We start from the raw sequence: 23,953 nt of genomic DNA, 5'->3' as shown, positions 1-23,953 counted from the left end.
TATTACCGCGTGAGCTTCTGGGCGTGCCGGTTGTCCGCGGTCGCATCCGCCTCCGACCAGGATTGCGGCTTGACCTTGTCGCCGGCGGCAAATTTCTGGAAACCTTCTACCACGACCTTGTCGCCGGCCTTCAGACCCTCGGTGACGAACCAAACGCCGTCCTGCACCGAGCCGGTGCGCACCGGCTGCACCGCGATGTGGCTGTCGTCCTTGACGACGAACACCTCGCTGCCGCCGCCGCCATTGCGCTGGATCGCCTGCTGCGGCACCGCGATGGCGTCCGAATCAAGACCCTGGTCGATGCGGACGCGGACATACATGCCCGGCAGCAGCTCGCGCTTGGGATTGGGGAATTCGCCGCGCAGCGTCACCTGGCCGGTGTGGGCGTCGACCTTGGCCTCGGAGAACAACAGCTTGCCGTCGAGCGAGTAAATGGTGTTGTCGTCGAGCACGAGGCGCACCTTGGCAGCATCGGCGGCGATGCGTTCGAGGTCGCCGCTCTCGAAGGCGCGGCGGAGCTGGTTGAGCTCGTTCACCGACTGGGTGAAGTCGGCATAGATCGGATCGAGCTGCTGGATGGTGGCAAGATTGGTCTCGTTCTGGACCGCGAGCGCGCCCTCGCTGACCAGAGCCGCACCGACGACACCGTCGATCGGCGCACGCACGGTGGCGTAGTCGAGATTGAGCTTGGCGCGCGCGAGGTCCGCCTTGCGTCCCTCGACCTCGGCATGAGCCTGGCGCTCCGCCGCGACCGCCTTCTCGTTCTCGGCCTCGGGCGCGGCGCGCTGGCTGGTGAGCGTCGCGATACGGTGCGCCTGCTGCTTGGCCTGCATCAATGCGGCCTCGGCCTTGGCGAGCGCGGCCTCGTTGGCCATCACCTCGACCTCGAACGGACGCGGATCGATGCGATACAGTGGATCGCCGGCCTTCACCTCGCTGCCCTGGCGGAACAGACGCTCGACCACGATGCCGGAGATACGCGGCCGCACATCGGAGACCCGTGTCGGTGCGATGCGGCCCGGCAGCTCGCGCACCACGGCGCGCGGCTGCGGCTTGACGATGACAATGCTGACGTCGGGATGAGCCGGCTGATAGGCCGAGATGGCCGAGCTCGATTCATCGCAGCCCGCGAGCAGCGGCGAAAGGGCCGCGAGCATCATTGCAACGCATGCCGATCGCGCGCGAAGTCCTGACATGAAATGGGGTGCCCCGATGTTGTTGAAACTGAACTCACTCCGCGAGGCCCGTTCTGGGCAATCGCACGCGGCTGATGCCGTCAAAATAGAAGGGACTTGCTGCAACGCAACGGATGTTGCGGGCGGCTCAATGTCACACGGCCTATCGTGTTGAAGTCAGAGCATTTTTTATGTCTCACCCGATTGTGAGTCCGATTCCATCGGCGCGTGCTGCGACAGAAGATCGCAATTACCCGGCGGCTTTCATCCGGTACTGGCTGACGCCCCACTCGGTTCCATCGGCGTAGCCGAACAGGCCCGCGGTCGCGAGGAAGAGCCAGCGCCAGCGCCGCATCCACAGGCCGGTCTCCTCGCCGTGGACGTTCCGCAAGGCCGCCTCGATGGTATCGCGATGCGCGTCGAAATTGGCAAGCCAGTGGTTGGCGGTGCGCTGATAATGCGTACCGCTCCAGCACCATTCCTTCTCGACCGTGAAGATGTCCTCGAATTGCCTGACGAGATGATGGCTCGGCATCAACCCGCTCGTGAAGACATGCTGCGCGATCCAGTCGTCGCGATTGGCGCGGTCGAACAGATGGGAGCCGGAGCGATGGGCGACGATGTGCATCAAGAAGCGCCCCTCGGGCGCGAGCCATGACCGCACGCGCGTCATCAGCTTGCGCCAGTTCAACATGTGCTCGAACGTCTCGACCGAGACGATGCGGTCGAACTGGCCCTCGGGCGCGAACACGTTCATGTCCGCGGTGACCACGCGCAGGTTGATGAGACCGCGCAGCCGTGCCTCCTCCTCGACATAGGCGCGCTGCGCCTGCGAGTTCGTTACCGCCGTCACCTTCGCGTGCGGAAACCGGCGCGCGGTCCAGAGCGACAGCGAGCCCCAGCCGCAGCCGAGCTCGAGGATGGTCTGACCGTCGGCGAGTGCGGCATGCTCGACGGTCTGGCGCAACGCCTCCTCCTCCGCCTCCCGCAAGGTGGTCGCGTTGGTCTTGTAGAAGCAGGAGGAGTATTTGCGGTTGGGACCGAGCACCTTTGCAAAGAACGCGGCGGGGACATCGTCAGGCCCGGCATCCGCGTCCTCGGCGATCGGCCGCAGCATCAGCCGCCCGGCAAAGGCGGCATCGTCGGCCGCGCCCAGCGCGGACAGGCGCGTGGCCGTGCGCGAGCACAGGCGCTGGATCGCGGCGCGGATCACCACATCCGGCAGCGGCACGCGTTCGGCAGTCCCCATGATCGCGGAAACGACGCTCATGCAACCAACCTGTCTCTGGGCGGCAGGGGTCCAAAAATCCGAGCCTAGCCGGTGGAATGACGAAGTTCTGCAGAATACGCAGGTATCAAAGCGCGGTTTCAGCATTGGGTTCCGCGCCTCCCCCTGAAATCCGCACATCCGGCGCTTTTTTTGGCCCGGCGCTGTGCCATAGTGCGCCCGCAAGCAAGTTCGTAACGGATGATACCGCCCATGCCGTCAGGCGCCTCGCCCCGCTCCCCCATGGACATCGAATACACCAAGCTCTCCTCACCCAGCGTTTTCCTGGTGCGGATGCTGGTCTTCCTGGTGCTGTGCACCCTGGTGGGCGTGGTGCTCTACAAGCAGATCATCCAGGCCTTCTTCGCCAATCCCGGGCTCAATGCCCTGATCGGCGGCGTCCTGTTCATCGGCATCATCCTGGCCTTCCGCCAGGTGATCCGGCTCTATCCCGAGGTCTCCTGGGTCAACAATTTCCGCATCGCCGATCCCGGCCTCGCCCCCGCCCGCCACCCCAAGCTGCTGGCCCCGATGGCGATGATTCTCGGCGGCGAGCGCACCGGGCGGATGACCATCACCCAGACCACCATGCGGCACCTGCTCGATTCGATCGCGACCCGCCTGGACGAAGCCCGCGACATCTCCCGCTACATGACCGGCCTGTTGGTCTTCCTCGGTCTGCTCGGCACCTTCTGGGGCCTGATCGAGACGGTCGGCTCGGTCGGCAAGGTGATCGACGGGCTCAAGGTCGGGGGCGATTCCGGCGCCCTGTTCGACACGCTGAAGGAGGGCCTCGCCGCCCCGCTCGGCGGCATGGGCATCTCGTTCTCGAGCTCGCTGTTCGGTCTCGCCGGCTCGCTGATCCTCGGCTTCCTCGACCTGCAATCGAGCCAGGCGCAGAACCGCTTCTACACCGACCTGGAAGACTGGCTCGCCACCACCGTGCGCGAATATGGCAGCGGCGACGTGGCCGTCGCCGCCGGTGGCGGCGGAGGAGTTGCGAGCGGCGAGCTTCAGGCCGCCGTCGAACGGCTTCGCTCCGTGCTCGAGGAAGGCAGTGCCAGCCGCGGCACCACGGCGGCGATGGCGAGCCTCGCCGAAGCGATCCAGGCGCTGGTCTCGCACATGCGCACCGAGCAGCAGATGATCCGCGAATGGGCCGACGGCCAGGGCGAGCAGAACCGCGAGATCCGGCGCCTCCTGGAGCGGATCGCGCGCCAGCCCGAGAAGGGTTAGCGACATGGCTCTGGCGCGCGGCCGCCGCGGCGATACCTCCTTCAATTACTGGCCCGGCTTCGTCGACGCGCTGTCGACGCTGGTGCTGTCGATCGTGTTCCTGCTGTCGGTCTTCCTGGTCGTGCAGTTCTTCCTGTCGCAGGAGGTCACCGGCAAGGACAAGGCGCTGGAGCAGCTCAACGCCAAGATCGCGCAGCTCAACGAGCTGCTGTCGCTGGAGAAGCTCGGCAAGCTCACGCTCGACGACCAGGTCTCGCAATTGAAGGCGGGACTGGCTTCGGCCGAGAGCGAGCGCGACCGCATCAAGGGCCTCTATGACGGGCTCGCCGCCGCCGGCAACGACGCGCAGGGCAAGACCAGCGAGCTCGGCAAGGCGCTGGATTCGGAGAAGGCGGTTTCGGCCCGGGCGCTGGCGCAGATCGAGGTGCTGAACCAGCAGATCAGCGCGCTGCGGCGGCAATTAGCGGCGCTGGAGGAGGCGCTCGATGCATCCGAGAAGCGCGACAAGGAATCGCAGAACCGCATTGCCGATCTCGGCTCCCGCCTGAACGTGGCGCTGGCGCAGCGCGTGCAGGAATTGTCGCGCTACCGCTCGGAATTCTTCGGCCGCCTGCGCACCATCCTCGGCAACCGCCCCGACATCCGCGTCGTCGGCGACCGCTTCGTGTTCCAGTCCGAGGTGTTCTTCGACACCGGACAGGCGGTGCTGCTGCCCGAAGGCCGCGCCGAGCTCGACACCTTGGCGACCGCGCTGATCGAGCTCGACAAGAAGATCCCGAACGAGATCCCCTGGGTGCTGCGCGTCGACGGCCACACCGACGTGCGCCCGGTCAACGGCCCCAACTTCAAGTCCAACTGGGACCTGTCCGCCGCCCGCTCGATCTCGGTGGTGCAGTACCTGATCTCGCTCGGCGTGCCGGCCCAGCGCCTCGTCGCCGCCGGCTTCGGCGAATTCCAGCCGCTCGACACCGCCAACACCGAGGAAGCCTACAAGCGCAATCGCCGCATCGAGCTGAAGCTGACGGAGCGGTAGTGAGTGCGCTTCACCTCCGCCCTTACCGTCCCGAGGACGAAGCCGCCTCGATCGATCTCTGGCATCGCACCTGGCAGCAGGCCTATCCGCAGATCGACTTCGCCGCGCGGCTGGACTGGTGGCGCGAGCGCTGGCGCAAGGATCTGGTGCCGAAGGCCTCGATCGTGGTCGCGGAAGCGGACGGCACGCTGACCGGCTTCGTCACCATCGACGGCGACGGCTATCTCGACCAGCTCGTGGTCGATCCGGATCACTGGGGCTCGGACGCAGCAAGGCAGCTGGTGGATGAGGCAAAACGCCTGTCGCCATCGGGCATCACGCTGCTCGTCAACAAGGACAACAGCCGCGCCATCCGCTTCTACGAGCGCAACGGCTTTGCGCAGGCCGGCGACGATGTGAACCCGACCTCGGGCCGGCCGGTGCTGAAGATGATCTGGCGGGCGTGATTCCCGTCACGCCGGGATCCCAACACGCCCGCTATTCGTTGTGCCGATTGCAGGCGGATGGAGATGAGCGATGAAACTGAGCGATCTGGCCAAGGGGTCTTGGGTCCTGCTCGGCGTCATCGTCGCCGGATATGTGTCGACGAGCTATGTCGACCAGCGCCTCGCTCCGCCGGCCAAGACGACAAGCCAGCCGGCGCCGGGCAGCCCTGCCGCAACGGCCTGCGTCAGTGAGGACGGGAGCTGGAAGAACTGGCCGTGGCCGAACGTGCCGACGCTTTCGCCGAAGTGCCGATAATCGGACGGCCAAAACAGAATTTGCGAAAACAACCCCATGCACAGTAGCCGATGACCACGAGATCAACGGCTTGCGCGGACGGCGACGCGGTTTAGGATCCGTGGATGAGGCGCCGCCTCACGCCCCCTCGAACTGCAGCCTCGCCAGCCTGGCATAGAGCCCGTTCGCGGCGACGAGCTCGGCATGCGTGCCCTGCTCGACGATCCTGCCCTGATCCATCACCAGGATGCGGTCGCAGGACAGCACGGTGGCGAGGCGATGCGCGATCACCAGCGTGGTGCGGTGGCGCATCAGCTCTTCCAGCGCGGTCTGCACCAGCGTCTCGCTTTCGGCATCGAGCGCGGAGGTGGCTTCGTCCAGCAGCAGCAGCGGCGCATCGCGCAGGATCGCGCGCGCGATCGCGATGCGCTGGCGCTGGCCGCCGGACAGCGTCACGCCGCGCTCGCCGAGCGGGGTGTCGAAACCTTCGGGCAGGCGGCGGATGAACTCGGCAGCGTGCGCGAGCTCGGCGGCGCGCTCGACCTCGGCATCGGTCGCATCGGGCCGGCCGAAGCGGATGTTATCGCGCGCGCTCGCGGCGAACACGTTCGATTCCTGCGGCACCAGCGCGATGCGGGACCGGAAATCACGGGGATCGGCGGATTTGACCGGCACGCCGTCGAGCGAGATCGCGCCGCTGCGCGGATCGTAGAAGCGCAGCAGCAGATGAAAGATCGTGCTCTTGCCGGCGCCGGACGGGCCGACGATCGCGACCTTCTCGCCGGGGCGCACGGTGAACGACACGGCGTCGAGCACTTTGACATCGCCCCGCGCCGGATAGGCGAAGCTGACCTGGTCGAAGCCGACCTCGCCGCGCGCCGGCACCGGCAGCGCGCGCGGCGACGCGGGCGCCTTGATGTCGGGTTGCACATGCAGGATCTCGAACAGGCGCTCCGCAGCGCCGGACGCCGCCGAGACCTCGCCCCAGACTTCGCTGAGCTGGCCGAGGCCGGCGGCGGCAAAGGCCGCATAGAGCACGAACTGGCCTAGCCGGCCCGGCGAGATCGCGCCGCTCAGCACGTCATGCGAACCGATCCAGAGGATCGCGACCACGCTCGCGAACACGATGAAGATGATGATGGCGGTCAGCACCGCGCGCGCCTGGGTCGAGGTGCGCGCGGCCTCATAGGCCTGCTCGACCTCGCCGCCGAAGCGCTTCGCAGCCAGCCCTTCGCTGGTATAGGCCTGCACGGTGCGGATCGCGCCGACCAGTTCGCCGGCATAGGCGGAGGCCTCGGCGAGCGTGTCCTGCGCATTGCGCGACAGACGCCGCACCCAGCGCCCGAAGGCGACCAGCGGCAGGACGATCAGGGGAATGGCCAGCAGCACGAAGCCCGACAGCTTCGGGCTGGTGATCACCATCATCGCCGCCGCGCCGAAGAACATCATCAGGTTGCGCAGCGCGATCGACACGGAGGCGCCGACGGCGGATTTGAGCTGGGTGGTGTCGGCCGTGAGGCGGGAGATCAGCTCGCCGCTGCGCGCGGAATCGAAGAACGCCGGCGAGAGCGACAGCAGATGGGCGAAGACATCGCGCCTGAGGTCGGCGACGATCCGCTCGCCGATCGTCATCACGAGGTAGTAGCGCGCGGCGCTCGCCAGCGCGAGCACGGCGACGACCGCGATCATGACCGAGAAGTAGCTGTTGATCAGCTCGATGCCTTCAGGCGTCAGGCCGAAATCGATCATCCTGCGCACCGCGACCGGCACCAGCAGCGTCGTCAGCGCAGCGATCGTCAGCGCCACGAAAGCAAGCGCCGCCCGGCCGCGATAGCGCGCGACATAGGGCGCGAGCGCCAGCAGCGGCCGCAGCTTCGCGCGGCTCTTCGCCGGCGCCTCGATCAGTTCGGCTTCGATCGACGGGGCTTCCGCGGGCCCGGTTTCAAGCCGTTCGACTGCGCTCATGAGATCCCGACCAAAAGGAAAAAGAAGAAGCCCGCTCCAGATAGGCCGGGCGAGCGGCAGTGGCAAATCCGGGATGTCCCTTAGGGGCCGGCCCGGTTCTCAAGTCCCCACAACGGCTTGTTTTACAGGGGCCCGTGGGGTATAGAGCCGCCAAATCCGTCATTCGATAGCCACTCAAGCGAGGCGCCGGGCGCCGAGGAATTGCCATGAAAGCCGAAATTCACCCGGATTATCATACGATTAAGGTCGTGATGACCGACGGAACCGAGTACCTGACCCGCTCGACCTGGGGCAAGGAAGGCGACACGCTGAACCTCGACATCGACCCGAAGTCGCATCCGGCCTGGACCGGCGGCAACGCCCAGCTGATGGATCGCGGCGGCCGCGTCTCGCGCTTCCAGAAGAAGTTTTCGGGCTTCCTCAAAAAGGATTGATCCGGCCGCAAGGCCGGAGACGAAACCGCCCCCGGAGAACCGGGGGCGTTTTTGTTTTTGGGAGGTCTCGTCATTGCGAGGAGCTCTTGCGACGAAGCAATCCAGACTCCCTCCGCGGAGGGATTTCTGGATTGCTTCGCTTCGCTCGCAATGACGGGAGGCTTACCGCTCGAACGCGGCCTTCAGCGCGTTGAGGTGCGGCACCAGCGGATTGCCGATCGCGAGGTGATCCGCCGGCGGGGTGTGGATGGTGGTGTCGAGACGGCGCACGCGGGTCTGGAGGCTCATCGAGCGGTTGATCAATTCCTGGAGCTGCAAGGGCAGCTTCTCGATGGTATCCGTGGGGCCGGGATCGGCGGCGGAGAGCTTGACCTTGGTCTTCTCGCGGTTGGCCTGGCTCAGCGTCATCTCGCCTTCCTTCACCGCACGGTGCAGCAGCAGCCACGAGGCGAGCTGCATCAGGCGGGTGGTGAGACGCATGCTCTCGGTCGCATAGGTGAGGCTGACGGCACGGTCGAGCGCCTTGGCTTCGTTGCGGCCGGCGCCGTCGAGATAGGCGGCGGTCTCTTCGACCAGGTCCATGCCCTCGCGGAACAGGACGCCGAACGCCGCAGAATTGGTGAACCGCTCGCTGAGTTGAACGAGAGCGCCGTCGGCTTGCAAACGTTCCATGGTTAACGCCCCTTACGCAACTGTCTAACTGCCCGGCTTGGCGCCGGCTTATGATGAACAAATCATTGCGCGGGCGGGACGCCGAGTCCAGCGACAAGCGCGGATATGGTTTCCGCGGGTCTTTCCTCGGAGTTCAACCGTGGCGAGACGCAAAAAGCGGAGTGGGCGCAAAAAAAGAGCCGCCGGAATACCGGCGGCTTTTAAAGTTGATAACAGGGAGGCGTCAAACAGAGTGGACAGGAGCCACTCGGTGTCCAAACGAGGACAGTTCCAGTCATAAACCCGAAAGCTTAATGTGAAGTAAACGCGCTAATTTTTTGAGAGTTCGTTAGCCATGTCGGTCAATGGCCGAGTGGCTTGCGATGGTGTTTCCTCTCGGCCGTCATTCCGGGGCGCGACGAAGTCGCGAGCCCGGAATCCATAACCACAAGCGAATGGAATGGCCCGCCTCTGTCAGCCTGCCCGTTTCAACGGCGTGTGGTTATGGATTCCGGCCTCGGCGCTACCGCGCCGCCCCGGAATGACGTGGAGGGAGTGCGACGCTGCTCGTCCGGGACACGCGAGTCCTACGACTTGAACACGCTGTTGGCCGCATCGCGCGAGGCGCGCTTCTTGGCGGCGGCTTCTTCCAGCCTTGCAATCTCGGTCTTGAGCAACCCGACGCGCTCGGTCAGTTCCTCGACCGACAACAGTGAGAGATCCTGTCCGATCTCGTGGCTGATCTTCTTGCGCGGGCGGTCGTCGTCTTCCGTCGCCATCCTCGTTCCTCCTGCGTTCGCGCGGGACCTTGTTGAGGCGGTTGCCAGCCTGCGCCGCGCTGGCTAAGCAATGGCCTCGTTGCATTCTGCACCTTTGCTCAAGGACACATCATGGACAAGCTGCCCGCGCAAATGACCGTGGTCGCCATCTCCAAGCCCGGCGGACCGGAGGTGCTGGTGCCGGAACAACGCGCCGTGCCGCAGCCCGGCCCGGACGAGATCCTGGTCAAGGTGCAGGCCGCCGGCGTCAACCGGCCCGACGTCGCGCAGCGCTCCGGCGCCTATCCGCCGCCGCCCGGCGCCAGCGATCTGCCGGGCCTCGAGATCGCCGGTGAAGTGGTCGCGGTCGGCAGCAACGCCAAGCGGCACAAGATCGGCGACAAGGTGATGTCGCTCGTCGCCGGCGGCGGTTATGCGCAGTACTGCATCGCGCAGGACGGCCAGGCGATGAGCGTGCCGCCGTCGCTGTCGATCAAGGAAGCCGGTGCGCTGCCGGAAACCCTGATGACGGTCTGGCACAATGTGTTCGAGCGCGGTGGCCTGAAGGCCGGCGAGACGCTGCTGATCCATGGCGGCTCCTCGGGCATCGGCACCATGGCAATCCAGCTCGCCAAGGCATTCGGCGCGAAGGTGTTCGTCACGGTGGGATCGCAGGACAAGATCGATGCCTGCCTCAAGCTCGGGGCCGATCGCGCCATCAACTACAAGACCGAGGACTTCGTCGCCGTGGTGAAGGCGGAGACGAACAACACCGGCGTCAATCTGATCCTCGACATGGTCGCCGGCGAGTATGTCGACCGCAATTATGACGCCGCCGCGGTCGACGGCCGCATCGTGCAGATCGCAACCCTCAACGGGCCCAAGGTCAGCGTCAACATCGCCAAGGTGATGGTCAAGCGCCTGACCCATACCGGCTCGACGCTGCGCCCCCGTACTAATGCGGACAAGGCGGCAATGGTGGCCGCGATCGAGGCGAAAGTGATGCCGCTTTTGCGCGAAGGCCGCGTCAAACCGTTGATGGACAGCGCTTTCCCGCTTGAAAAGGCATCCGATGCGCACCGCCGCATGGAGACGAGCGCACATATTGGCAAAATTGTGTTGGAGGTCTAGGCCGCTGGCCCACAGGCGCAGGCGGAAACCCTTTGATTTTCCTCGCTTTCGTGGCATCTATCGCGACGCACCGAACCCATTCCGTCCGGTCTGAATCGTCTTTACGTGCCAGCCTTGCATTCAAAGTTTGCGTCGAACGCGGAGAACTGACCTTGCGTCTGATCAGGTGCCTCGCGCCCATCGCGCTGGGCCTCATGATTCTCGTCGCCGCGTCCCCGGCGCGCGCGCTCGACGCTGTCAGCGTCCGCGGTGACGCGCCCGCGATCGACCTCACCGGCGTGCTCGAGCACCAGCGCAGCGATGCCGACCGCATCCAGGTCTCCACCGCGCCCGGCACCGACGGCATCGTCCGCCGCATCGAGGTGCGCGCCCGCGAGGGCGGCCAGAACTGGGTGGTGTTCGCGCTCGCCAACAACACCGACGACCAGCTCGACCGCCTGATCGTCGCCCCGCATTACCGCATCGTGTCCTCGGGCCTGCTGTGGCCGGATCTCGGGCTGTCGCGCATCGCTACCATCACGCCCTCGACCGGCGACCGGCCGGAGCGGCAGGAGAGCCCGACCGCCGACGTGTTCCGCGTCACGCTCGATCCCGGCGCCGTCATCACCTTCGTCGCCGAGCTGCGCACCGACAAGCTGCCGCAGCTCTATCTGTGGGAACCGGAAGCCTACAAGGACAAGGTCAACTCCTTCACGCTGTACCAGGGCATCGTGATCGGCATCTCCGGGCTTCTCGCCCTCGTGCTCACCATCTTGTTCGTGGTCAAGGGAAGCATCATGTTCCCGGCGGCCGCGGCGCTGGCCTGGGCCGTGCTGGTCTATATCGGCGTCGATTTCGGCTTCTGGGGCAAGGTGCTCGACATGTCGAACAACGCCGAGCGCATCTGGCGCGCGGCAGGTGAAGCGATCCTGGCGGCAACGCTGCTGGTGTTCCTGTTCGCCTATCTCAACCTCAGTCGATGGCACGTGCGCTATTCCCATATCACAGTGGGCTGGCTCGCCTTCCTGGGCTCCCTGGTCGCGCTCGCCTTGTTCGATCCGGCCGTCGCCTCCGGCATCGCGCGCATCTCGCTGGTGCTGATCGCCTTCGCCGGCTTCGCGCTGATCGTCTACCTGTCGACCCACGGCTTCGACCGCGCCGTGCTGCTGATCCCGACCTGGTTCCTGCTGGTGGTCTGGGTGATCGCGGCCGGCATGACGGTCGCCGGTTCCGTCACCAACGATATCGTCGGCCCTGCCCTGCTCGGTGGCCTCGTGCTGATCGTGATGCTGATCGGCTTCACGGTGATGCAGCACGCCTTTGCCGGCGGCGGCGCCACGACGGGCGTCGTCTCCGACATCGAGCGGCGGGCGCTGGCGCTGGCCGGCTCCGGCGACCTGATCTGGGACTGGGACGTTTCCGCCGACAAGGTTTTCACCAGTCCCGAGACCGAGGCCCTGCTCGGCCTCAAGCGCGGCACGCTGGAAGGCCCGGCGGCCTCATGGCTCGAAGTGCTGCATCCGCTCGACCAGGACCGCTTCCGCGCCGCGCTCGACAGCGTGCTCGACCAGCGCCGCGGCCGCCTGGTGCAGGATTTCCGCCTGCGCACGCCGGACGGTCACTTCATGTGGTTCGCGCTGAAGGCGCGCCCGGTGGTCGGCTCCGACGGCGAGGTTTCGCGCGTGGTCGGCACCCTCACCGACGTCACCGAGCTGCGCAATGCCGAGGAGCGCCTGCTGCACGATTCCGTGCATGACAACCTCACCGGCCTGCCCAACCGCAAGCTGTTCATGGACCGGCTGGGTGCGGTCGCGCATTTCGCCAAGACCATGCCGACGCTGCGGCCGACGCTGATGGTGATCGACCTCGACCGCTTCAAGCAGGTCAACGATTCCGTCGGCATCGCGGTCGGCGATTCGATCCTGCTGACGCTGGCCCGCCGCCTCACCCGCATCCTGAAGCCGCAGGACACGCTGGCGCGGATGGCCGGCGACCAGTTCGGCCTGATCCTGCTGTCGGAACAGGACCCGGCCCGCATCACCGCCTTCGCCGAAACCATCCGCAAGACCATCCGCGCGCCGATCGCCTTCAACGACCGCGAGATCTTTCTCACGGCCTCGATCGGCCTGGCCTTGTCCGATCCGCAGGTTCAGCTCACGGACGAGATCATCAAGGACGCCGAGCTGGCGATGTATCATTCCAAGCGCATCGGCGGCGACCGCATCGACGTCTACAAGCCGGCGATGCGCGCGCGCAAGACCGACCGGCTGACGCTGGAGAGCGAACTGCGCCGCGCCATCGAGCGGCAGGAGCTCACGATCCTGTACCAGCCGATCGTGCGGCTGGAGGATCGCTCGATCGCCGGTTTCGAGGCGCTGTGCCGCTGGGATCATCCCAAGCTCGGGCGCATGGCACCGTCGGAATTCATCACCATCGCGGAGGAGACCGGCCTGATCGTCGACCTCGGCATGTTCGTGCTCGACCAGACCGCCAAGCAGCTCTCGATCTGGCAGCGCGCGATGCGCTCGCGCGAGCCGATCTTCGCTAGCGTCAACGTGTCCTCGCGGCAATTGCTGCGCCACGATCTGATCCACGACATCCGCACCGTGCTGTCGCGCTCCTCGGTGGCGCGCGGCACGCTCAAGCTCGAATTGACCGAATCGCTGGTGATGGAGAATCCGGAGCATGCAGCGCAGATGCTGACGCGCATCCGCGAGCTCGGCACCGGCCTGTCGCTTGACGATTTCGGCACCGGCCACTCCTCGCTGGCCTATCTCCAGCGCTTCCCGTTCGACACCATCAAGATCGACCAGTCGTTCGTGCGCACCACCAACCGCGGCACCCGTCCGGTGATCCTGAAGTCGATCATCGCGCTCGCGCACGACCTCGGCATGGACGTGGTGGCCGAAGGCGCCGAGACCGATTCCGACGCGGTCGAGCTCTACCAGATGGGCTGCGAATACGCGCAGGGCTTCGCCTTCGGCGAGCCGATGGACGCGGACGCCGCGATGCGCCTGCTGACGGAAGTGCGGCTGGAAGCAGCGAGCTAGCCTCGCTCTCTCTTCCCTTCTCCCCTTGTGGTGGCGCGAAGCGCCGGATGAGGGGGTATCGGCAAATTCAGAGGTTAGAGGCTGGCTTGCGGAGAGAGACCCCTCACGCGTCTCGCCGGTTCGCGGCGAGCCACCCTCTCCCACACGAGGAGAGGGGAAGAGCGAACCTCATCGATATCACCGCCGCCGGTCGCTCTTCCGCTTCGTGAACCGCACGCTCTGGCCGTCCGGCATCCGCATCGCCACAAAGCCCGCGGCGAGGCAGGCTTCGCGCTGCGGCATCTGGATGTCGGGGCTGCGCAGGCTGTCCCACCAGGAGGCACGATTCGCCGCGCGCGGCAGGGCCGCGCCGATGATCTCCTCGATCTGTTCATAGGTCAGCACGAATTCCGCCTGCTTCTGCCGCATCAGATAATCGCGCAAGGCGTCGTAGTCGTTCACAATCGTCCTCTCGTCCGCTCGCATGAGACTGCCTAAAACCGTGGGTCTCATAAACCGTTTCTTAACTCATTGCGGCAGCGTCGTCCCGCCTTAAACACTACTCAAGCTTTCGGGCGCATCCACTAATGTCGGGAGCAAACGATGTTGTCTGGATGGCGCGACGCCATGGCCCGGCGGCCGTGGCGGATTTCGGCGAAGCTGCTGATCATCTCGTCCGTGGTGACGGTGATCGGCTTTTCCGCCATTTGCGTCAACGTGATGCTCGACATGCGCCGCGGCGAGGAGGCGCTTGCCCGCCAGACGCTGGAGAACCTGGCGACGACCATCGATTCCGACATCAGCCGCAACATCGAGATCTACGATTTGTCCCTGAAGGCCGTCGCCAGCGGCATGCTGTTGCCGGAGCTCGCCACGGTCTCGAAGTCGATCCGCCACCTGATCCTGTTCGACCATGCGACGACGGCGAGGCATTTCGGCGCGATCCAGGTGTTCGACGCCGAGGGCAGGCTGACCGTCGATGCCTCCACGCTCGATCCCTCGCCGGAGAACCGGAGCGAGGAGGACTACTTCAAGGTCCATCGCGACAATCCCGAAGCCGGGCTCTTCATCAGCCGGCCCATGCTGTTCCGGGGGGCCTATTCGATCGTGCTGAGCCGGCGCATCGGCGACGCCGACGGCGGCTTCATGGGCGTCGTCGCCGGCTCGATCCGCTTCAGCTATTTCCACGAATTGTTCGAGCGGCTGAACCTCGATCCCAGTGACACCATCACCGTGCTCAAGCGCGACCGCACCATCATGATGCGGCGGCCGTTCGACCTCGACGTGATCGGCAAGAATCTCGCGGCGCTGCAGAGTTGGAAGGCCGACAATCTCAAGGCCGGCGGAGCCTATGAGGGCCAGGGCCCGGTGGACGCGACGCCGCGCCTCTACGTGCGCAGCACGGGCTCCGGCCCGCTGTTCGTGGTGGCGGGCAAGCCGCTGGCGGCCGTGTTCGAGCTCTGGCAGAAGGAAGCCGTTCGCATCGGTGCCGTGGTCCTGGCGCTGATCCTGTTCATGCTGGCCTCGACGCTGGTGCTCGCCCGCGAGATCGGCCGGCGCGCCGAGGCCGAGCGCAAGCTCGAGGAGATGGCGACGACGGACGCGCTCACCGGACTGAGGAACCGCCGCAAGTTCGACCAGGTCATCGACGTCGAATGGCGCCGCGCGATGCGCCAGAAGACGCCGGTCGCGCTGCTGATGATCGACGCCGATCACTTCAAGGCCTACAACGACACGTTCGGCCACCAGGCCGGCGACCAGGTGCTGGTCGGCATCGCCATCTGCATTTCCGATTCGGTGAGCCGCGCCGGCGACTGCGCGGCGCGCTATGGCGGCGAGGAATTCGCCGTGCTGCTGCCGAACATTTCGGCCACCGACGCGTTCAAGGTCGCCGAGACGATCCGCGTCAAGGTGCAGGGCTGGTCCGACGACCAGACCAGTTCGACGGTTTCCTGCGGCGTCGCCAGCTTCGTTCCCGCGAGCGGCACGGACTGGCCGATCCTGGTCGCCGCCGCCGACAAGGCGCTCTATGCGGCGAAAGCCGGCGGCCGCAACCAGTCGGTGATCGCGACCCTGCCGAAGCTGTCGCTGGTGGCGTGAGGTTCTCCGCGGACACATCCGCGGATGCATTCTGGATTGCTTCGCTTCGCTCGCAATGACGAGAGGATGTAGCGAGCACTACTCTCCCAGATACTTCTTCATCTCCGCGATCAGCCCCTCGCGCAGCTCCGGCCGCTTCAGGCCGTAGGCGATGTTGGCGCGGAGAAAGCCGGGCTTGGAGCCGCAATCATGGCGCTCGCCCTCGAATTCGACGCCATAGAATTTCTGCGACCTGGCCAGCCCGATCATGGCGTCGGTGAGCTGGATCTCGCCGCCGGCGCCGCGCTCCTGGGTCTCCAGTATCTTGAAGATTTCCGGCTGCAGGATGTAGCGGCCGGTGATCGAGAGGTTGGAGGGCGCGGTGCCCTTGGCCGGCTTCTCGACCATGCCGTCGACCTCGAACATCTTGCCGGTGCGCTTGCCGACGCCGCAGATGCCGTATTGATGGGTGAGATGGTCGGGCACCGCCTCGACCGCGATGAGGTTGGATTTCTCGCCGAGCCCGGACGCGGTCTCGATCATCTGCTTCAGGCAGCCGGGCGTGTTGAGCACGAGTTCGTCCGGCAGCACGACCGCGAACGGCTCGTCGCCGACGATGTCGCGCGCGCACCAGACCGCATGACCAAGACCGAGCGGCGCCTGCTGGCGGGTGAAGCTGACGGCGCCGGCCTCCGGCTGGTTCTGCGCCAGGATCTCCTGCTCGGCCTTCTTGCCGCGTGCGGCGAGTGTGGCGTCGAGCTCGTACATCTTGTCGAAATGATCTTCGATGACGTTCTTGTTGCGGCCGGTGACGAAGATGAAATGCTCGATGCCGGCCTCCTTCGCCTCGTCATAGACGTACTGGATCAGCGGCTTGTCGACGATGGTCAGCATTTCCTTCGGCATCGCCTTGGTGGCGGGCAGGACGCGGGTGCCGAGGCCGGCGACGGGGAACACGGCTTTGCGAATTTTCATGGGATCGATCGAATACCTGAGGAAGGGAGCAATGACATCTTGCTAGCTTGTTTGCAGCCGCTAACAAAGGCGGATGTGGGGCCTCGTCCTTGCGAGGTTGAGAAAAAGCCCGTCACCAAAATTTCACCTTTGTTAAGCTATTGGCAACCGTAACCGGGCCTCCTGAAGGCGGATTTTCAGGTCGACGGGTTGGACATGATGCAATCGATGGCAGGGCTGGCAAAACGTGCTGGATTTGTGACCAGCGGAGCGATGATCGCGGCCGCGTTGCTGCTGCCGGCTTGCGCTCAGGCACAGGCGCAGAACGGCCTGTCGAACCTGTTCGGCGGGATTTTCTCCGGCTCGAACCCTGCTCCCGCGCAAGCTCCGCCGGGCGGCGCTCAACCCTGGAGCGGCGAGGACGGCGCTTCCGGCCATCCGCTGATGACGGCCGCCGCGATCCGCGAGGCTGCCGGCAATTTCAACAATTGCGTCGCTGCGATGTGGCCCGATGCCGCACGGCGCGGCATCACGCAGGAGAATTTCCAGCGCTTCACCGCAGGGCTCGCCCCCGACCTGCGCATCATGGACCTGATGGATTCACAGCCGGAGTTCACCAAGTCGATCTGGGACTATCTCGACATCCTCGTGAACGACAACCGCCTCGCCAAGGGCCGCGAGGTGCTCGCCAAGTACAAGGCGCAGTTCGACGCCACCGAAAAGGCCACCGGCGTCGACCGCTATATCATCGCCTCGATCTGGGGCATCGAATCCAACTACTCGACGCAGATGGGCGACCGCAGCGTGCTGCAATCGACGGCGACGCTCGCCTGCATCGGCCGCCGCCAGGCTTACTTCAAGGACGAATTCCTCTCCGCGCTGGAGATCGTCAATCGCGGCGATCTACGCCCTGAACAGATGCGCGGCTCCTGGGCCGGAGCCTTCGGCCCGACCCAGTTCATGCCGACCGCGTTCAAGCGCTTTGCCGTCGACGGCGACGGCGATGGACGGCGCGACGTCGTCGACAATCCCTCCGACCTGATCGCATCGACCGCCAACAATCTGAAGAAGGACGGCTGGCAGTCCGGTCAGACCTGGGGCTATGAGGTCGTGGTGCCCCAGGGCTTCAACTACATGCTGGCCGACCGTGCCAAGGCGATGACGCTCGCGCAATGGGAGAAGCTCGGGCTCAAGCGTCCGGCGGGCCAGCCGTTCACGCACCCGGCGGAGAAAGCCTATCTGCTGGCGCCCGCCGGCGCGCAGGGGCCGGGCTTCCTGATGCTGCAGAACTTCCGCGTCATCATGAAGTACAATCCGGCCGAGGCCTATGCGCTGGCGATCGGGCATTTCGCCGACCGCCTGCGCGGGGGGCAGCCCTTCGTGCAGCCCTGGCCGCGCCAGGAGCGGGAGCTGGCACGCACCGAGCGGCTGGAACTCCAGCAACTGCTGGCCCAGCGCGGCTTCTACAAGGGCACCCCGGACGGCCAGTTCGGCGGCCAGACCCGGGAGGCCCTGCGCAACTTCCAGGCCTCGATCGGGGTCCCCGCGGACGGTTTTGCCTCCTCCGACGTGCTGGACCGGCTGCGCGGGCGGTAAAATCGCGCCGAAAGTAACCCTGAACGGGGATTTGGGCCGGCAGCCTTGACGGGGACGGCTGTTCCCCGGTGTATCAACGAGAATCTGAAAGAGAATCTGCCCGTTTGGCGCCTGATTCCGTTATTATATCGAGCTGCTTCCAATCCCCATTGCGCGTGCCCGAGATCGCATGTCGAAGAAGTCCCTTTTCAAGGCGCTGACCGAGACCGGCCCGCTGATCGCGCTGGGGATGGCGCTTGCGATTCTGGTGTCGGTCGCGGGACCGGCCTCGGCGCAGTTCTTCAACTTCCCCGGCTTCGGCGGCCCGCCGCAGCGCTCTGCCCCGCCGCCACGAAACGGCGGAGGTGGCGGTGGCTGGTTCGGCGGCGACTTCTTCGCGCCGTTCCAGCAGCAACAGCCGCAAGCCCCGCGCCAGGACTTTTCGCGCGCGCCGGCGCCGGCCAAGCGCGACACCATCCCCGACAAGAACGTGCTCGTGATCGGCGACGCCATGGCCGACTGGCTCGCCTACGGACTCGAAGACGCCTACACCGAACAGCCCGACATGGGCGTGATCCGCAAGCACAGGACCACCTCAGGCCTGATCAAGTACCAGCCGAAGGGCGAGCCCTCGGACTGGACAGCTGCGGCCAAGGGCATTCTCGAAACCGAGAAGCCCGATGTCATCGTCGTCATGCTCGGCCTCAACGACCGCATCGCGATCCGCGAGGCTGCGCCCGACAAAACGGACAAGGCCTCGGACAAGGACAAGAAGAACGACAAGGGCGCACGCGCCAAGCCGCAAGGCAAGCCAGGGGACAAGCCCGGCGATGCCAAGCCCGACACCGCCGCCAAGCCGGACGACAAGCCGGCCGACACCGACCTGCCGCAGGACGATGCCGACAACGCCGACGCGCCTGCGACCGCGCCGGAGAAGACCGCGCGCAACCCGAACGGTCTCTACGAATTCCGCGACGAGCGCTGGGTCGAGCTCTACGGCAAGAAGATCGAGGAGCTCGCCAACGTTCTCAAGGCCAGGGGCGTGCCGGTGCTCTGGGTCGGCCTGCCCGCGATCCGCGGTCCCAAGGGCACGGCGGACATGCTGTTCCTGGATTCGCTCTATCGCGAAGGCGCGGCCAAGGCCGGCATCACCTATGTCGACGTCTGGGACGGTTTTGTCGACGAGGCCGGCCGCTTCCTGCAGAAGGGGCCGGACTTCGAAGGCCAGATCCGTCAGCTGCGCAGCTATGACGGCGTCTATTTCACCAAGCCCGGCGCGCGCAAGCTCGCCCATTATGTCGAGCGCGAGATCACGCGCCTGCTCGCGGGACGGTCCGGCCCGATCGCGCTGCCGAGCGAACCGGGAACGCCCGACACCAGCGCCGAGCCCGGCAAGCCGGCGCCGCGGCCGCTGGCCGGCCCGATCGTGCCGCTGGTTGCGGCCTCGATCTCGACCGATCAATTGCTGGGCGGACCGGGCTCGCGTCCCGCCGCCGTCGATGCGCTCGCCGCAAGGACGATGGTGAAGGGCGAGCCGCTGGCCCCGCCCGCTGGCCGCGCCGACGATTATGCCTGGCCGCGCCGCGAAGTCGGCCGCGAGCAGGCCAAGGGCGATACGCCGATGGCCGTGACGACGCCCGACGGCGGCACGCCGGGTGCGGCCGCAGCGATCGCGCCGCCAAAGCTCGCGCCGAAGAAGCCGCCGGTGCCGCAGCAGCCGGCGCAGGCGGCGCCATCGATGCGTGATTTCTTCGGCTTCGGCTCCCCGCCGCCCCCGCCGCGTCAACTGGCGCCGGGGCCGCGCAATCCCAATCCGAACCCCGCGATCCCGCGTCCACCGGGCAATGTCGGACGATCGGCGGAAGTGCTCAGGTAATTGTTCCGAACGCGCCGCAACGCTGCTGCGCAGAGTCGGGACCCGGCATATGCGGCATTCCCAAAAAGAATGGGCCCCGGTTCAGCAATGCGGCGTTTCCGGACGATGTGACGCATCGCCCAGGCCGCCCTGCGTCCGGGGCCCTTTGGTTATCGAGCGTCGGCTTAGCCGTAGTAGCGCCAGCGCGGCGGCGGGCGGCGGGCGGGCCGCGACATCAGCAGCGCGAGTGCGAACCCGATGCCACCGGCGATGAGCAACGAGCCAAGCGGGTTGTCCTGCACCTTCTGGCTAATTGCCTGCGTGCCGTCGCGGAAAGTCTCGCCGCTGTTCTCGTAGGCGTCCTTGGCGTAGCCGGCCGCCGTCTCGCCGGCGTCGCGTACGGCGTCCTTGGCCTGGCCGTAGAGATTCTGCACGGTGCCGGCGGCTTCGCGCGCCTTGCCCGACGCCTGTGTCTGCGCATCGCCGGCCAGATCTCCGACAGCGCCTTCCGCGCGTCCAGCGAATTCCTTGGCCGATCCGACGATCCGATCTTTATCCATGATGCTCCTCCTCCGGGGTCAGCCCAAGTAACCGATCAGGAGCAGCACAGTTCCAAGTCTTTGCGAAAGTGTAATGCGGGTGAGTGTCTAGCCGGATGAGCTACAGGATGAGCCCGCCATCGACGACCAGTGTCTGGCCGATGATGTAGGACGACAGCGGCGACGCCAGGAACAGGGCCGCGCCCGCCATGTCGGCCGGCGTGCCCAATCGCCGCAGCGGAATGCGCGCCAGCGCGCCTTCGAGCCGCTTGGGATTGTCGGTCGTCACCTTCGTCATCTTGGTGTCGACGAGGCCGGGCGCGATGCCGTTGACGCGGATGCCGTCCTCGGCCCAGGCCTCGCCCAGCGTCCGCGTCAATCCGACCGCGCCGGTCTTCGAGGCGTTGTAGGCGGGATTGCCCATGGTGGAATGATAGGCCGCGGTCGAAGACACCATGATCAGCGATCCCCGCGCATCCCGCAGCATGGAATGAAACCGCGTGGCGCAGGCCATCAGGCTCATCAGATTGACCTCGACGACCTTGCGGAAGCCATCCATCTCGAATTCGCCGCGGCGATAGAGCACCGCGCCCTGCGCGAGCACGAGGACATCCAGCTTGTCGAAGGACGGCTTGAACGCCTCGATCGCGCCGGCATTGGCGACGTCGAGCTGCGCGTAGGAAAGACCGGTGAGATCGGAGCCTTCCTCGGCTGAATATTCCGTTGCGTGAGCGCGTGTGCCGCAGACCGCAACGGCTGCGCCCCTGACACGAAAGGCTTGCGCGATGCCGTTGCCGATGCCGCTGGAACCGCCGACGACCAGCATCTGCCTGCCCGAGAAATCCAGCTCGTTCGTCATCGCGGCCTCCCTTTTGTTCTGCGCGCCTTTTGTCTCGCTTGTTTGACCTGTCTGCGGATCGATGCCAGCCTTGTCAATCATAACAAGAACAAGCACGCCGCGAGGAAACAGCATGTCCGATTTCAAGGAGCTCAGCCGATCCGTAAAGGGCCTGACCGTTCTCGTCACCGGCGCGGCCAGCGGCATGGGACGCGCGACCGCGCGCGTGTTCGCAAGCGAAGGCGCCAGCGTCGCCGTCACCGATCATGACGAGCAAGGCGCATATGCGGTCGCCAAGGAGATCTCGGCAACCGGCGGAGCAGCGAAGGCGTGGAAGCTCGACGTTGCCGACGCCGGCGAGATCAAGCGCGTGGTCGGCGACGTCGCCGCGCATTTCGGCGGTCTCGACGTCGTCGTCAACAATGCCGGCATCTCCGTGCGCGTCGCGATCGACGACGAGGCCTACGAGGATGCCTGGGCCAGGGGCATCGCGGTGATGCTGACGGCGCATCCACGCATCATCCGCGCCGCTCTGCCGCATCTGCGCCGATCGAAGTGCGCGCGGATCGTCAACATCGCCTCGACCGAGGCGCTCGGCGCCACCGCGTTGCACAGCCCCTATTCCGCGGCGAAGGGCGGCGTCGCAAGCCTTACCCGCTCGCTCGCGGTCGAGCTCGGCCGCGAGGGCATCACCGTGAACTGCATCTGCCCGGGGCCGATCCGCACCGCCATCACCGACCGCATCTCGGAGGAGCACAAGACCATCTACGCCAAGCGCCGCACTGCACTCGGCCGATACGGCGATCCCGAGGAGGTCGCGCATATGACGCTGAGCCTGTGCCTGCCGGCGGCGTCCTTCCTCACCGGCGCGGTGATCCCGGTCGACGGCGGCCTGATGGCGCGCAACGCGTGAGAGCCATGCCCACCGAGCGTTGACATCGCCGGCCGCCGGAGTAGCTTTTTCCTCAACAGAGCGGGACCAACCGCTCGCGGTCCGCGGGAGACAACGTCATGACGATCGCCATCCGGCAGCTTCAGAAACATTTTGTCGGCGAGGTTTCGGGCCTCGACTTGCGAAAGCCTCTCACCGAGGCCGAGGCCCGCGAAGTCGAGGCCGCCATGGACAAATACGCGGTGCTGGTGTTCCACGACCAGGTCATCACCGACGAACAGCAGATGGCCTTCGCGCTGAATTTCGGCCAGCGCGAGGACGCACGCGGCGGCAACATTACCAAGGCCAGCGAATACCGCCTCAGTTCGGGCTTGAACGATGTTTCAAACCTCGGCAAGGACGGCAAGCCGCTGCCGAAGGACAGCCGCGCCAATCTGTTCAACCTCGGCAATTGCCTCTGGCACTCCGACAGCTCGTTCCGGCCCATCCCGGCAAAATTCTCGCTGCTGTCGGCGCGCGTGGTGAACCCGAAAGGCGGCAACACCGAATTCGCCGACATGCGCGCCGCCTATGACGCGCTCGACGACGAGACCAAGACGGAGATCGAGGACCTCGTCTGCGAGCATTCGCTGATGTATTCGCGGGGCTCGCTCGGCTTCACCGAATATACCGACGACGAGAAGGAGATGTTCAAGCCGGTGCTGCAACGTCTCGTGCGCACCCATCCGGTCCATCGCCGCAAGTCGCTGTATCTGTCATCGCATGCCGGCAAGATCGTCAGCATGAGCGTGCCGGAGGGCCGCCTTTTGCTGCGCGACCTCAACGAGCACGCGACGCAAGGCGAGTTCGTCTACGTGCACAAATGGAAGCTGCATGATCTCGTGATGTGGGACAACCGCCAGACCATGCACCGCGTCCGCCGCTACGATCAGTCCCAGCCCCGCGACATGCGCCGCGCGACGGTGGCCGGGACGGAGCCGACGGTGCAGCAGCAGGCGGCGGAGTAGAGGCGGCATTCACCGGCGAAGGCCGGGACAACAGCGGAGGATACCGACGACGAGAGCGGACCGCCTCAACAAACTCCGTCATTGCGAGCGAAGCGAAGCAATCCAGACTGTCATCGCTGAAGGATTCTGGATTGCTTCGTCGCTTCGCTCCTCGCAATGACGGCCGTGAGAGCGTCACTAGCCACAGAGCTACGCGTGCCCTGCCTCGTTCGAGAGCATGCCGGGATCGATGCCGATCTTGCGCAGCGCGCGGCCGTATTTTTCATCGACGTCGTCGCCGAAGATCAGATCCGAATCCGCATCGCAATGCAGCCAGCCATTGCTCTGGATTTCGGTCTCGAGCTGGCCCGGCGCCCAGCCGGCATAGCCGAGCGCGAGGATGGCGTGCTTGGGGCCGGAGCCGTTGGCGATCGCCCTCAGGATGTCGACGGTGGCCGTGAGGCAGACGCCGTCGTCGATCCGGAGCGTCGCGTTCTCGATGTAGAAATCGCTGGAGTGCAGCACGAAGCCGCGGCCGGTATCGACCGGACCACCCCGCAGCACCTTCATGCTCTCGGCATTCTCCGGCAGCTTGATGTGCTCGCCCTTCCTGATGATGCCGAGTTGCTGCAAGAGCTCGGGGAAGTCGATGCTGCCGGCCGGGTGGTTCACGATGATGCCCATGGCGCCTTCGGCGGAGTGGGCGCAGAGGTAGATCACCGAGCGCTCGAAGCGCTCGTCGCCCATCACGGGCATCGCGATCAGCAACCGTCCATCGAGGTAACCCGCCGTACTCGGGAGCGCGGGGGCCGGCTTGCGGGTGCTTTCGCCCGTCCTCTTGCCTGTGGGAGCCATCG

22 protein-coding genes are annotated in these 23,953 nt (G+C 65.8%); 12 read left to right on the top strand and 10 right to left on the bottom strand.

Going from position 1 to position 23,953, the window contains the following annotated elements; all coding sequences use genetic code 11:
• Window positions 1-2: 2 nt before the first annotated feature.
• Window positions 3-1,196: an efflux RND transporter periplasmic adaptor subunit gene (locus tag OC450_RS16495; RefSeq protein WP_211382131.1), complete on the bottom strand. Its 1,194-nt coding sequence runs from the start codon at window positions 1,194-1,196 to the stop codon at window positions 3-5.
• Between the two features lie 229 nt (window positions 1,197-1,425).
• The gene (locus OC450_RS16490) at window positions 1,426-2,445 is read right to left on the bottom strand and encodes an SAM-dependent methyltransferase (protein WP_211382130.1); all 1,020 of its coding nucleotides are present in this window, start codon (window positions 2,443-2,445) and stop codon (window positions 1,426-1,428) included.
• Window positions 2,446-2,655: 210 nt separating this feature from the next.
• Here OC450_RS16490 and OC450_RS16485 point away from each other — a divergent pair, with 210 nt between their 5' ends.
• The 4 genes from OC450_RS16485 (at window position 2,656) to OC450_RS16470 (ending at window position 5,452) form a co-directional block, all read left to right on the top strand.
• Window positions 2,656-3,678: a flagellar motor protein MotA gene (locus OC450_RS16485; RefSeq protein WP_211382129.1), complete on the top strand. Its 1,023-nt coding sequence runs from the start codon at window positions 2,656-2,658 to the stop codon at window positions 3,676-3,678.
• A 4-nt stretch (window positions 3,679-3,682) separates the two neighbouring features.
• Entirely contained in the window at window positions 3,683-4,711 is a 1,029-nt protein-coding gene (locus OC450_RS16480; RefSeq protein WP_262048275.1) for a peptidoglycan -binding protein, read from the top strand.
• Window positions 4,711-5,157, top strand: coding sequence for a GNAT family N-acetyltransferase (locus OC450_RS16475; RefSeq protein WP_262048274.1), 447 nt, complete (start codon window positions 4,711-4,713; stop codon window positions 5,155-5,157). The genes OC450_RS16480 and OC450_RS16475 overlap by 1 nt, the downstream gene beginning before the upstream one ends.
• A 70-nt stretch (window positions 5,158-5,227) precedes the next feature.
• Entirely contained in the window at window positions 5,228-5,452 is a 225-nt protein-coding gene (locus tag OC450_RS16470) for a hypothetical protein (RefSeq protein ID WP_262048273.1), read from the top strand.
• Between the two features lie 117 nt (window positions 5,453-5,569).
• On the opposite strand, the gene OC450_RS16465 is transcribed toward OC450_RS16470, so the two are convergent.
• Window positions 5,570-7,396, bottom strand: a complete 1,827-nt coding sequence (locus tag OC450_RS16465; RefSeq protein ID WP_211382125.1) for an ABC transporter ATP-binding protein/permease — start codon at window positions 7,394-7,396, stop codon at window positions 5,570-5,572.
• 206 nt (window positions 7,397-7,602) lie between these two features.
• On the opposite strand from OC450_RS16465, the gene rpmE reads away from it, so the two are divergent.
• The gene (gene rpmE, locus OC450_RS16460; protein ID WP_027530154.1) at window positions 7,603-7,830 is read left to right on the top strand and encodes a 50S ribosomal protein L31; all 228 of its coding nucleotides are present in this window, start codon (window positions 7,603-7,605) and stop codon (window positions 7,828-7,830) included.
• Between the two features lie 162 nt (window positions 7,831-7,992).
• Here rpmE and OC450_RS16455 read toward each other — a convergent pair whose 3' ends face one another.
• The gene (locus tag OC450_RS16455; protein WP_211382124.1) at window positions 7,993-8,502 is read right to left on the bottom strand and encodes a DUF1465 family protein; all 510 of its coding nucleotides are present in this window, start codon (window positions 8,500-8,502) and stop codon (window positions 7,993-7,995) included.
• A gap of 566 nt (window positions 8,503-9,068) precedes the next feature.
• On the bottom strand, window positions 9,069-9,260 hold the full coding sequence (locus tag OC450_RS16450; RefSeq protein ID WP_211382123.1) for a DUF1192 domain-containing protein: 192 nt from the start codon (window positions 9,258-9,260) through the stop codon (window positions 9,069-9,071).
• Between the two features lie 111 nt (window positions 9,261-9,371).
• Between OC450_RS16450 and OC450_RS16445 the strand changes: the two genes are divergently transcribed.
• Both OC450_RS16445 and OC450_RS16440 read left to right on the top strand, forming a co-directional pair.
• On the top strand, window positions 9,372-10,370 hold the full coding sequence (locus OC450_RS16445; RefSeq protein WP_211382122.1) for an NAD(P)H-quinone oxidoreductase: 999 nt from the start codon (window positions 9,372-9,374) through the stop codon (window positions 10,368-10,370).
• Window positions 10,371-10,522: 152 nt separating this feature from the next.
• Window positions 10,523-13,399 (top strand): EAL domain-containing protein, encoded by a 2,877-nt coding sequence (locus tag OC450_RS16440; RefSeq protein ID WP_211382121.1) that lies wholly within the window; start codon window positions 10,523-10,525, stop codon window positions 13,397-13,399.
• A gap of 177 nt (window positions 13,400-13,576) precedes the next feature.
• Here OC450_RS16440 and OC450_RS16435 read toward each other — a convergent pair whose 3' ends face one another.
• On the bottom strand, window positions 13,577-13,840 hold the full coding sequence (locus OC450_RS16435) for a hypothetical protein (protein WP_211382120.1): 264 nt from the start codon (window positions 13,838-13,840) through the stop codon (window positions 13,577-13,579).
• Between the two features lie 141 nt (window positions 13,841-13,981).
• Here OC450_RS16435 and OC450_RS16430 point away from each other — a divergent pair, with 141 nt between their 5' ends.
• On the top strand, window positions 13,982-15,478 hold the full coding sequence (locus OC450_RS16430; protein ID WP_211382119.1) for a diguanylate cyclase: 1,497 nt from the start codon (window positions 13,982-13,984) through the stop codon (window positions 15,476-15,478).
• A 78-nt stretch (window positions 15,479-15,556) separates the two neighbouring features.
• On the opposite strand, the gene OC450_RS16425 is transcribed toward OC450_RS16430, so the two are convergent.
• Entirely contained in the window at window positions 15,557-16,432 is an 876-nt protein-coding gene (locus tag OC450_RS16425; protein ID WP_211382118.1) for a UTP--glucose-1-phosphate uridylyltransferase, read from the bottom strand.
• Between the two features lie 195 nt (window positions 16,433-16,627).
• On the opposite strand from OC450_RS16425, the gene OC450_RS16420 reads away from it, so the two are divergent.
• Both OC450_RS16420 and OC450_RS16415 read left to right on the top strand, forming a co-directional pair.
• Complete coding sequence (locus tag OC450_RS16420; RefSeq protein ID WP_211382117.1) at window positions 16,628-18,007, top strand: lytic murein transglycosylase; 1,380 nt, start codon at window positions 16,628-16,630, stop codon at window positions 18,005-18,007.
• A 169-nt stretch (window positions 18,008-18,176) separates the two neighbouring features.
• The gene (locus OC450_RS16415) at window positions 18,177-19,862 is read left to right on the top strand and encodes an SGNH family hydrolase (RefSeq protein ID WP_262048272.1); all 1,686 of its coding nucleotides are present in this window, start codon (window positions 18,177-18,179) and stop codon (window positions 19,860-19,862) included.
• A 164-nt stretch (window positions 19,863-20,026) separates the two neighbouring features.
• On the opposite strand, the gene OC450_RS16410 is transcribed toward OC450_RS16415, so the two are convergent.
• The gene (locus OC450_RS16410) at window positions 20,027-20,401 is read right to left on the bottom strand and encodes a CsbD family protein (RefSeq protein WP_211382115.1); all 375 of its coding nucleotides are present in this window, start codon (window positions 20,399-20,401) and stop codon (window positions 20,027-20,029) included.
• Window positions 20,402-20,501: 100 nt separating this feature from the next.
• Complete coding sequence (locus tag OC450_RS16405; protein WP_262048271.1) at window positions 20,502-21,239, bottom strand: SDR family NAD(P)-dependent oxidoreductase; 738 nt, start codon at window positions 21,237-21,239, stop codon at window positions 20,502-20,504.
• Between the two features lie 112 nt (window positions 21,240-21,351).
• Between OC450_RS16405 and OC450_RS16400 the strand changes: the two genes are divergently transcribed.
• Together OC450_RS16400 and OC450_RS16395 are read left to right on the top strand one after the other, a co-directional pair.
• Window positions 21,352-22,131, top strand: coding sequence for an SDR family NAD(P)-dependent oxidoreductase (locus OC450_RS16400; RefSeq protein ID WP_211382112.1), 780 nt, complete (start codon window positions 21,352-21,354; stop codon window positions 22,129-22,131).
• A 98-nt stretch (window positions 22,132-22,229) separates the two neighbouring features.
• Window positions 22,230-23,117 (top strand): TauD/TfdA dioxygenase family protein, encoded by an 888-nt coding sequence (locus OC450_RS16395; protein WP_262048270.1) that lies wholly within the window; start codon window positions 22,230-22,232, stop codon window positions 23,115-23,117.
• A 189-nt stretch (window positions 23,118-23,306) separates the two neighbouring features.
• Here the strand turns inward: OC450_RS16395 and OC450_RS16390 are convergent, their stop codons facing one another.
• Window positions 23,307-23,951, bottom strand: a complete 645-nt coding sequence (locus OC450_RS16390) for a YqgE/AlgH family protein (RefSeq protein ID WP_256805654.1) — start codon at window positions 23,949-23,951, stop codon at window positions 23,307-23,309.
• Window positions 23,952-23,953: the final 2 nt, after the last annotated feature.

Source organism: Bradyrhizobium sp. Bra78 (assembly GCF_024519855.1).
Lineage (GTDB): Bacteria > Pseudomonadota > Alphaproteobacteria > Rhizobiales > Xanthobacteraceae > Bradyrhizobium > Bradyrhizobium japonicum_G.
The sequence above is the reverse complement of the archived record's forward strand: the minus strand, read 5'-3'. Positions and strand labels throughout refer to the sequence as shown.

Excerpts from the sequence above, each read along its gene's own strand:
- OC450_RS16495 (WP_211382131.1), bottom strand. The coding sequence starts at position 1,196 with ATGTCAGGACTTCGCGCGCGATCGGCATGCGTTGCAATGATGCTCGCG.
- OC450_RS16490 (WP_211382130.1), bottom strand. The coding sequence starts at position 2,445 with ATGAGCGTCGTTTCCGCGATCATGGGGACTGCCGAACGCGTGCCGCTG.
- OC450_RS16485 (WP_211382129.1), top strand. The coding sequence starts at position 2,656 with ATGCCGTCAGGCGCCTCGCCCCGCTCCCCCATGGACATCGAATACACC.
- OC450_RS16480 (WP_262048275.1), top strand. The coding sequence starts at position 3,683 with ATGGCTCTGGCGCGCGGCCGCCGCGGCGATACCTCCTTCAATTACTGG.
- OC450_RS16470 (WP_262048273.1), top strand. The coding sequence starts at position 5,228 with ATGAAACTGAGCGATCTGGCCAAGGGGTCTTGGGTCCTGCTCGGCGTC.
- OC450_RS16465 (WP_211382125.1), bottom strand. The coding sequence starts at position 7,396 with ATGAGCGCAGTCGAACGGCTTGAAACCGGGCCCGCGGAAGCCCCGTCG.
- rpmE (WP_027530154.1), top strand. The coding sequence starts at position 7,603 with ATGAAAGCCGAAATTCACCCGGATTATCATACGATTAAGGTCGTGATG.
- OC450_RS16455 (WP_211382124.1), bottom strand. The coding sequence starts at position 8,502 with ATGGAACGTTTGCAAGCCGACGGCGCTCTCGTTCAACTCAGCGAGCGG.
- OC450_RS16450 (WP_211382123.1), bottom strand. The coding sequence starts at position 9,260 with ATGGCGACGGAAGACGACGACCGCCCGCGCAAGAAGATCAGCCACGAG.
- OC450_RS16445 (WP_211382122.1), top strand. The coding sequence starts at position 9,372 with ATGGACAAGCTGCCCGCGCAAATGACCGTGGTCGCCATCTCCAAGCCC.
- OC450_RS16430 (WP_211382119.1), top strand. The coding sequence starts at position 13,982 with ATGTTGTCTGGATGGCGCGACGCCATGGCCCGGCGGCCGTGGCGGATT.
- OC450_RS16425 (WP_211382118.1), bottom strand. The coding sequence starts at position 16,432 with ATGAAAATTCGCAAAGCCGTGTTCCCCGTCGCCGGCCTCGGCACCCGC.
- OC450_RS16420 (WP_211382117.1), top strand. The coding sequence starts at position 16,628 with ATGATGCAATCGATGGCAGGGCTGGCAAAACGTGCTGGATTTGTGACC.
- OC450_RS16415 (WP_262048272.1), top strand. The coding sequence starts at position 18,177 with ATGTCGAAGAAGTCCCTTTTCAAGGCGCTGACCGAGACCGGCCCGCTG.
- OC450_RS16410 (WP_211382115.1), bottom strand. The coding sequence starts at position 20,401 with ATGGATAAAGATCGGATCGTCGGATCGGCCAAGGAATTCGCTGGACGC.
- OC450_RS16405 (WP_262048271.1), bottom strand. The coding sequence starts at position 21,239 with ATGACGAACGAGCTGGATTTCTCGGGCAGGCAGATGCTGGTCGTCGGC.
- OC450_RS16400 (WP_211382112.1), top strand. The coding sequence starts at position 21,352 with ATGTCCGATTTCAAGGAGCTCAGCCGATCCGTAAAGGGCCTGACCGTT.
- OC450_RS16395 (WP_262048270.1), top strand. The coding sequence starts at position 22,230 with ATGACGATCGCCATCCGGCAGCTTCAGAAACATTTTGTCGGCGAGGTT.
- OC450_RS16390 (WP_256805654.1), bottom strand. The coding sequence starts at position 23,951 with ATGGCTCCCACAGGCAAGAGGACGGGCGAAAGCACCCGCAAGCCGGCC.